Origin of the sequence: Mesorhizobium sp. B2-3-6, from assembly GCF_006442305.1 — a bacterium.
In the GTDB taxonomy this organism is placed as follows: Bacteria; Pseudomonadota; Alphaproteobacteria; order Rhizobiales; family Rhizobiaceae; genus Mesorhizobium.
In genome coordinates, this window is sequence record NZ_VFVW01000019.1 from 1 (window position 1) to 8332 (window position 8332).

The 8332-nt window shown below is 59.0% G+C and carries 10 protein-coding genes and 1 pseudogene; 8 read left to right on the forward strand and 3 right to left on the reverse strand.

What is annotated here, in order from left to right; genetic code table 11:
* Positions 1-4: 4 nt before the first annotated feature.
* Together FJ953_RS30130 and FJ953_RS30135 are read right to left on the reverse strand one after the other, a co-directional pair.
* A complete protein-coding gene (locus FJ953_RS30130) occupies positions 5-316 on the reverse strand; it encodes a DUF4142 domain-containing protein (RefSeq protein WP_224656180.1) in 312 nt (103 codons plus the stop codon).
* Between the two features lie 171 nt (positions 317-487).
* On the reverse strand, positions 488-1045 hold the full coding sequence (locus FJ953_RS30135; RefSeq protein ID WP_140499474.1) for a DUF1003 domain-containing protein: 558 nt from the start codon (positions 1043-1045) through the stop codon (positions 488-490).
* Between the two features lie 235 nt (positions 1046-1280).
* Between FJ953_RS30135 and FJ953_RS30140 the strand changes: the two genes are divergently transcribed.
* The gene (locus tag FJ953_RS30140) at positions 1281-1784 is read left to right on the forward strand and encodes a hypothetical protein (RefSeq protein WP_140625659.1); all 504 of its coding nucleotides are present in this window, start codon (positions 1281-1283) and stop codon (positions 1782-1784) included.
* Positions 1785-1950: 166 nt separating this feature from the next.
* Positions 1951-2613 (forward strand): Ku protein, encoded by a 663-nt coding sequence (locus tag FJ953_RS30145; protein ID WP_140525819.1) that lies wholly within the window; start codon positions 1951-1953, stop codon positions 2611-2613.
* Here FJ953_RS30145 and FJ953_RS31225 read toward each other — a convergent pair.
* Positions 2589-3074: a hypothetical protein gene (locus FJ953_RS31225; protein WP_140525820.1), complete on the reverse strand. Its 486-nt coding sequence runs from the start codon at positions 3072-3074 to the stop codon at positions 2589-2591. The genes FJ953_RS30145 and FJ953_RS31225 overlap by 25 nt on opposite strands.
* Positions 3075-3866: 792 nt before the next feature.
* Between FJ953_RS31225 and FJ953_RS30160 the strand changes: the two genes are divergently transcribed.
* The 6 genes and pseudogenes from FJ953_RS30160 to FJ953_RS30185 all read left to right on the forward strand — a co-directional run bounded on the left by FJ953_RS30160 (position 3867) and on the right by FJ953_RS30185 (position 8262).
* Complete coding sequence (locus tag FJ953_RS30160) at positions 3867-4679, forward strand: hypothetical protein (RefSeq protein ID WP_181167750.1); 813 nt, start codon at positions 3867-3869, stop codon at positions 4677-4679.
* A gap of 41 nt (positions 4680-4720) precedes the next feature.
* Positions 4721-5116: a phage holin family protein gene (locus tag FJ953_RS30165; protein WP_140525824.1), complete on the forward strand. Its 396-nt coding sequence runs from the start codon at positions 4721-4723 to the stop codon at positions 5114-5116.
* Positions 5113-6030: a hypothetical protein gene (locus FJ953_RS30170; protein ID WP_140525825.1), complete on the forward strand. Its 918-nt coding sequence runs from the start codon at positions 5113-5115 to the stop codon at positions 6028-6030. Before FJ953_RS30165 ends, FJ953_RS30170 begins: the two co-directional genes overlap by 4 nt.
* Positions 6031-6083: 53 nt before the next feature.
* Positions 6084-6428: a SemiSWEET transporter gene (locus tag FJ953_RS30175; protein WP_224656178.1), complete on the forward strand. Its 345-nt coding sequence runs from the start codon at positions 6084-6086 to the stop codon at positions 6426-6428.
* 83 nt (positions 6429-6511) lie between these two features.
* A complete protein-coding gene (locus tag FJ953_RS30180) occupies positions 6512-7429 on the forward strand; it encodes an NAD(P)/FAD-dependent oxidoreductase (protein WP_140525826.1) in 918 nt (305 codons plus the stop codon).
* Positions 7430-7740: 311 nt separating this feature from the next.
* A pseudogene (locus tag FJ953_RS30185) lies at positions 7741-8262 on the forward strand (ferritin-like domain-containing protein).
* The last annotated feature ends 70 nt before the right edge of the window (positions 8263-8332 follow it).

Genomic DNA, 8332 nt, shown 5'->3' on the forward strand with positions numbered 1-8332 from the left:
ACGGTCACTTCTTGCTCTGGCCCGAGGCATCGGCCAATGCCGGGTTCACCAGCTTGCTGCGGACGTCCCGCGCCATTCGCAGGTGCTCCAGTACGGCCGGCAGGATATCGGAGGCGAAATGCTGGACATCCGGATCCCGGCCGGAGCCGATCTCCCATTCAAGGAGTTGCACAGTCTTCTGATGGTCGACGATCTGGCCGCTGATGTAAGCCAGATCGAATTCGACCAATGCCAGCTTCTGCCGGCAATGGCAGCGGCGAAGGGAGGCCGCTGATAAAGGTGCAGTGTGGGATACCGAATGGATCCGACGAGACACATGTCGTGCCAGGTATAGCGGCTGCGACGCAGGGAGCCATGTCGGAGGGGGCAAGTGTGCGAAGGGATCGTCTTTGTCTGCGGCTACTTTGTACCCGCCAGCCCTGCTGACAGCAAACGAGCGTTCATCGACACGGTTTCGCCTATCGGTGAGATACTGGCGACACCTCCTCTACTCCTCTGCCTCCATAATCTTGTCGAGAACAGCTTCAGGTGCCACGTCGCGCTTCAGTTCCTTCAATTCATCGTCCGCTTCCGTGGCAACATTCATGCGCTTGGCAATCTCCTCGACCATCTTGATGAGCTTGGTCGTCTCGTGTTCGTTGAGCAGGCTGACCTGAAGATCGAGGTCTGCTCTCGCATCGTCCTCAGCGGCCATCCGGTTCTGGTTGATGAGCACGAAGGTGGACAAAAAGATCGCCTCCACGGATGCAATCATCGCCAGGATAACCAAGGATGGGTCCCAAGGCTGAACAAAGCCGACGGGCTTGATATTGAGGACGATCCAGCCCCCAAAGAAAACAAGATGGATATAGACGAACATCATGCTGCCTGCGAACTGGCTAATTGCTCCCGCGGCGCGTTGCTCCGCAGTGGCAGCGTTCGCATCGCGCTTCCGTCGTTGAACGATTGCTTCGATGTTGCGGGCCAAGGCAGGAGCGAGGCCGTCCGCGGGTGGTGTGGTTGGGGTGGCGGATCCCATGTCATTGCCTGAGGTGTTTGGGCGCATAGCTCTCTCCGTGTCTCCACCTGACCCACTTAACTGGTCGGTTGGCGTTTCGATCCATGCAGCCTCAGGAGCGCTGACGGACCTTCATCACGAATGGCTCACCCAATGAGACATACCTATCAGAGGTGTTCGGTAAGCGAGACGGTCAACGCCGCAAATGGGCCTGGCGACTTGCCGGTCGAAGGCCGCGATAGGATACGCGGATGAGGAGTCGCTAGCGAAACGGGAGGTTCTGATGGTAGTGGAGGCTGATGCAGTTGTGCAATCCGAAACGACATGGAGCGCTTCAGGACACTCTCCGACCAGACAAGGATCGCCTGCCGAGAGCGTCGCCAGATCGATGGATTTCAGCCCGGGGAGCGCTTTAAAGCGGGCGAAGTTCGAACCGTATAACTGCCTCTGCTATTGGTCGCTCCTCGTCGCGTATGATGAAAGCGAGTTCGCACTCATTGCCGTCATGGGGGAGTGTCTCTCTCGCTATTTCGGTCAAAGCCTTTACAGCTTCATCTGTAGCGGTCTCCGTATCGGGAAGTTCGCTCCCCTCGTTGTCTTCAGTAACGTTTCCATTTTCAGTAAGATCAAAAAAGAAGCGTGCCATGTTCGTGTATCCGTTCGGGGCCTTTCTGTCCGAACCTTGGCGATTTCAGAAGGTTCCAAGCTGGATTTTGTTGTGAGGCAGGATTTTTTTATCGCGTACGATCGCAATCGAGTTTCTGGTCCAAATCGTGCGTTGGCCTGACGTTCAGTCCGCGGTGGCATGAGCGCCTCATTTCCTTGGAGCATGTGTCGTTGGATCAGGCCCACTCAACCCAGGCACAGTCGCCGGCGGCAATCCAAGTCAGGCGGGCGGAACATAACGATCTGGCTGACGTTTGTGCCGAGGATCGGCCCGACAGGAGGACTGCATGGCAGCCCCACGAGCAGTTTGGAAAGGGATTTTAAAAGTCGGGTCCGTGTCGTGCGGAGTGAAGCTTGTGGGTGCAACCAGCGAGGCATCGAAAATCCACTTCAAGATTTTGAATCGGAAAGATGGATTGCCTGTCAAGGCTGCCTATGTTGACGAAGAGACGGGCGATGTCGTCGATAGCGAAAACCAAGTCAAAGGCTACGAGGCAGACGCGGGCGATTTCATCAAGGTCGAACCGGACGAGATCAAAAAGCTAAAGATGACGTCTGAGCACACGCTTGAGGTCGACGAGTTTGTCGCCATCAAGGATATCGACACGCGCTACCTGGAAAAGCCTTATTACCTGATCCCTGCCGACGGTGCTTCCACCGAGGCCTTCTCCGTGCTGCGCGAAGCGATGGCCAAGGGTGTGGCGGCGCGGTCCTGCGTGGTGCTGTACCAACGCGGGCGCGAAGTCGTGATACAGCCCTATGGCAAGGGAATGCTGCTTACCGAGTTGCGGACCCATGACGAGATGATCTCGGAAGAGACTATATTCAAAGACCCGAAAAGCTTTCTTCGAATTATGACAAAACGACTCTGTGCCTGGATCAGAAAAGATCGATTGGCCGCCCGGGCTCGGGGCTACCGCCCGAGTCATTCGCGCGGTGCAGGAGCATAGTAAGCAGCTTCTTCAGGTGAGAGCGATCCGGCTGCCGCGATGCTGTCCACCATCTCGAGCACAAGGTGCGGCGCAGCATGATGAACCATGTGACCGGCACCCGCGACGATGCGCATCATCGAGCCCGGTAGGACCGCGTGCAAATGTTGGGAATGATAGTTGGTGTCGAGCAGGCTGTCCGCGTCCCCGGCCATGATACCTATCGGCGCGTTTGTCCTCCCTGCGGTCTTGGGAGCCAACGCGGCAACGGGGATCAGCAGACCAGATTCCGCGGCAGTCGTTCGCAAGTGCGACGGTGCGCTGACCAGATCTCGCAAAGCATTTGAAAACTCTGGCGGGACAGGTTGCGGCCCAAACAGGCGGCGCATCAAAACGGGCCAGATCAGCCTGACGACAGGCGGCAGGATGGTGTGGCAAATGATGGTTCCCACGATTGGCAGTGCCGGCAGGGCGGCAAGCATGGCATCGAACCTTGCGGAGGGGAAATGATAGCCGGAGAGGAGAACCGCGCCACCAATCTCGTCCGGATACCGGGCCGCCCACTGGAGGGCGATCGATGCCCCCCAAGAACGATGGGATTGTCTGCCCCGATCCTCTGCGTGGCGCTCTGGAGCAGATCTGCCTGGGCCGCGGCGGTCCATAGGCGACCGCGCGGCCGAGTACTTCCGCCAAACCCGGGGCGGTCGAATACAATAACGCGATAACGCTTGGCTGCTTTGTCGACTAGACCGCTGGTTTGGAAGTCCTCAGCGGCGGAACCGTTCCCATGCAGGAGAACCAGGTCCCTGCCGCTTCCAGCCTCGACATATCGAAGGCGGACACCGTCGACCTCTATGGTCCTTCCTTTCGCGCGGACGGAAAGCGCTTGCTTGGTCGCTGCTCGATTGTTCAACGCTAGCAAGGCCACCGCCGCAACCAGGCCGCCGACCCAGACGCGTGATGATCGTTTCAGTGAGAATTGAAACCGGAAAGACAAGCTGCCGTGCTCCTTGCGTAGGTTGCGGCGACTGGCGAATCGCCGCTGGGACGTCGCACCCAAAAGGCTCACCGTTTTCGCCATCCGAACTGAGACGCCACAAGGTTGTTCCGGCGCCTGATCGCCTGACCTTCGAACGAGGCTACGGGCTTAGCTCGGCCTAGGGCTCCTCGAGATTGAGCCCGCGGAAGGTCGAATGACAGCCGGGGGAGGCGTTAGTCTTGCCAGCCGTTTCCACAGACTGGATAGCCAAAAGAGCACCGGTGACGAGTAACCCTTGGGCTCCAAACATGGCGACGTGCTCGCGTTCAACTCGCACGATCAACCCACGCAGGGGGTCTTTAAATCTAAGGGAGCTAAAAAAGTTTTGGCTGATGGAACATCGCGCGGTTCAGCGTGTTTGCTTTCGACGAAAATGGAGAAATCAGGCCGTGAACAGCGTCATTTATCTCATAGGTCTCGTTGTCGTCGTGCTGGCAATTCTCTCCTTCCTCGGTTTTCACTAGGAGCCATTATGCAACGCGAAGGCGATCCAGGACGTCCAGCATCCGATTTCGATACGGCAAAGAGCGAGCTCTCCGACCGGCTCCAGGAAGAAACCCAAAATGCCACCCGGTTGATTCACGACGCCAGTGACGAAGTCGTCAGCAAAGCTGGCGAGTACGCGTCGGAAGCGCAGGAGGCTTTGTCAGGGAAGGCGCAGGAAACGCAGCGCGACATGAGCGCGAGCTTAGCCGCTTTTGGGGGCGCGTTGCGGGCAGCAAGTGAGCATCTGGCCAACAGCGATCAAGCCACCGTTTCGAAGTTCGTGCTTACTGCCGCTGGCGGGCTGGAGCGCCTCTCGTCCTCTTTGCGGGACAAACCAGTCGAACAAGTCTTAGGCGAGGTCAGGTCCTTCGGGCGCGAAAACTCTGGAGTGCTTATCGCCGGGTCGGTTTTCGCCGGTTTGGCTCTGGGACGCTTCATCAAAAGCTCGCAACCCGCTGATTCGAGCGAAGCGGACGGTCGGCTGAAAAGCAGTGGCGCCCCAAAGACTGTAACGCGCCCGAAGACCACAGGCAGCTCTCCACGGGACGACCTCACGTCATAACGAATGCAGCCACTTTCTTGGCCGAGCACGGAGCATGACCGATGAACAACGATCAGGACGGCCGCAGTCTCGCGAGCCTTGTGAGCGACCTTACACAGCAAGTGACGACCCTGCTACAGACCGAAACAAGGCTTCTGCGGGCCGAAATATCCGAAAACGTCAGCAAAGCCGGGCACGGCGTGGTCGAAGTCGTAGGCGGTGCCGTGTGCTTGCTGGCATCGCTGGTGGTACTGCTCCAAGCGCTCGTGATCGCTTTGGCTAAGGCGGGTCTGGGGGCCGGGTGGGCCTCGCTGCTCGTCGGTGTCGTCGTGGCGATCCTGGGGGTGATTCTCCTTCGCACGGGAATGGCCGGCATTGCGCCTTCCGGATTGGCTCCTGACCGCACACAAGAACAACTCAACAGCGATGCGCGTGTGATCAAAGGACAAATGAGATGAGCGAGAAATCGGCAGCCGAACTCGAACGCGAAGCCGAGATTGCCCGCGCAGCGGTCGTCGATACCGCCGAATCCATCCGCAGCAAAATGACACCCGGTCAGTTGATCGACGAATTCACCGGGTTGTTTTCTGGCGGCGCAGGGACCGCCGCCCTCAGCAGATTCCAGACCCAAGTCAGCGACAACCCTTTGGCCCTGATGCTGGTTGGGACCGGCCTGGCTTGGCTGATGCTTGGCAGCGGTGCTTCGGCGGGTGGCTCTCCTGCAACCCAGGCTGTCAACAATCAGGCCGACACGGATGGGGGGACGTTCGGGGTCAGCGATGTGACGGGGGCTGCGGAAGGGCCGAGTTCCGGACAAGAGATCCCCAATGGTGGACCATCGGCGGTCGCAGAGATGCTCTCGGATGCCGGCGCGACCGCTGGCTCGATTGCGAGCAATGCAAGCGAAGCGGCCGCAACTGCGGCTGGCGAGACCAAGGATAAGGTTGTAAACACCGTGGGGCAGCTTGGCTCCAGTGCGAGTGATATGGCTGTGCAGGCGAGTCGAACCGCGCAGGAACTATTTGAGCGCGAACCACTGGCACTTGCCGTCCTCGGCCTGGCGGCGGGTACGGCTATAGGCGTGCTTCTGCCTCGCACAACCATGGAAGACGAGCAACTCGGCGGCTACCGCGACAAACTACTTGGCAGCGCCAACAGTGCTTTAGAGGACGGCGTGGAGCAAGCGAAAGAGATCGCTGCCGAAGCTTACGAGACAGTCAAGAGCGAGGCGGACCGGCAGGGCTCGAGCGGCACCGCCGACACGTTAGCCGGTAAGGTCGGTGAGGTCGTCAAGGCCACCGCAAAAACTACCGAAAAGGCGGTTCGAGATCGACTTCCCGAATCGGATCAGTCCTCCACGGCCAAGCCCTAAGCCATCTGCAGGGTGCCAGGGCAGCGGTCAAATTGAACTTAGAGACACCCGTCGTGAACAAAACCGCGCGCCGACGGTTTGATTGCATGGAAACTGAGACACTGGTCGGCTATCTCGCGGCACTATGTTCGATGGTGAGCTTTACGCCGCAAGCCTGGAAGATCATAAAGACGCGAGACACGGGCAGTATCTCCGCGCCTATGTATGCGATTACGGCAGCAGGGTTCGCCCTCTGGCTCATCTTCGGGTCCATGAAAGGCGAGTGGCCGATCATCATCACAAACGCCGCCTGTCTCGTTCTCTCGGCATTCATTCTTCTGATGACGCTCCTTCCTCGCGCGAAGAAGGACGCGGTCGCGGACGTGCTGGATCCCGCTGCCTCAAGGACTGAGCGATGATCTTCGTTTGGTTGCGTTCTGAGGTTTACGAGGCGCTCAGCGGTGGCAGCCAGGAATGACGCGCTCATGTCGGGAGTTCTCTTGTGGTTTCAGACGATGAAATCCGTCCTGGCGAATCATACGACTGCCTGGTCATCGGCGGCGGACCGGCCGGCCTGACCGCCGCGACCTACCTGGGGCGTTTTCGGCGCCGGATCGTCCTTGTGGATGCCGGCCAAAGCCGCGCAAAGTGGATACCGGTAACCCACAACTGTCCCGGGTTTCCTGACGGTATTGCCGGTGTTGAGCTGCTTGATCGTCTGCGGCAGCAGGCACTGCTGAGCGGAGTCGATCTCGTGGACGATACGATCCACGACATTAAGCGGGGTGGGACCGATTTCATCGCCACGGCATCGGTTCCCATTCGGGCTCGCGCGGTGCTCATGGCCACCGGTATTGTCGATACGCTTCCAGACACGCCCGACGCCGCCGATATGATCAAGGCCGGCACGTTGCGGCTGTGTCCGATCTGTGACGCCTACGAGGTCATCGACGGACGGGTTGCGGTGATGGGCCCGGCAGATCACGCAATGAAGATGGCGTTGTTTATGCGAAGCTACACAAGTGACGTCACCATGTTGGTCGAGACGACAACTCGATTCGACCCCGCCGCCGACGCCTTGCTCAAAAAGGCTGGAATCAAGGTGCACGCGTGCCTCCCGGGCTCGATCCGCTCTGCCGGCCATCAGGCGACCATCAGGCTCGTTGCCGGAAACACGCTGTCTTTCGATACCATCTATCCCGCATTGGGCTGCACGATGCGATCGAAGCTGGCCACCAACCTCGGCGCGGAATGTGACGAAATCGGCAATCTTGTCGTGGATTCGCGCCAGCGAACCGCAATTGCGGGCCTCTACGCCGCAGGCGATGTGGTTGACGAAATCAACCAGGTCGCGGTCGCCTTCGGACACGCGGCGATCGCCGCAACCGATATGCACAGCTATCTTGCGCAAAACGAGTGAACAGGTCCGCCCTCGTTCAGTCGTTCAGTCGTTCAGTCGTTCAGTCGTACAGGATGGCGCGTGGCGCAGCCCTCGCGGGGATATTCGTCGCTTCCCCGGCATCCTGGTGCCCCCCATTGGCGCCGTAAGAGCCTCAATGCGGCATTGGCGAGACAACACCTATTGTGTGCGCATTCAGGCACTGCCGTCGATGCCGCTTATTCGCAACCGACGGGGTGCCGGCGTCTGCTGGGGAAAAACGGCGGAACAAACAAGGAGCCGCCTCGTTTGAACGGGGTGCCGCCCGGCGCGCTTTCAAGCAGGAGATGAGGATGGCAACCAAGAAAGCTTCGCAGACAAAGGGACTTGAGGATCTCTTCCACGACGGCTTGAAGGATATCTACTACGCCGAGCGCAAAATCCTTCCGCCTTGAAGAAGATGGCGAAGGGAGCTGAATCCGAAAAGGTGATTGCTGCCTTTGAGAAGCATCGAGGTGAGACGGAAGGCCAGATCGAGCGCCTGCAGCAGGTGTTCGAGATCTTCGGCAAGCGGGCACAGGGAAAGACCTGCCCGGCAATCGACGGCATCATAGAAGAAGGGCAGGAGATCCTGGAGGACTTTCAACAGGCTCCAGCCCTGGATGCCGGGCTCGTGGCCGCCGCGCAAGCCGTCGAGCATTATGAGATCGATCGCCCGATATGGAACGCTGATCACCTGGGCCGGTTTGCTTGGGCTGAAAAAGGCCGTTCCGCTGCTTGAACAGTCGCTCAAGGAGGAGAAGGCGACCGATGAAGCACTGACGCAACTCGGGGAGGCCGGTGTGAACGAGAGAGCGATGCAAAAGGCGGCCTAGAGCGTTTCATATCTTGACGGAAGCGTAGCCTGCGTTTTCGAAGTAGTTCCTGCATTCGGCTGCCTCGATT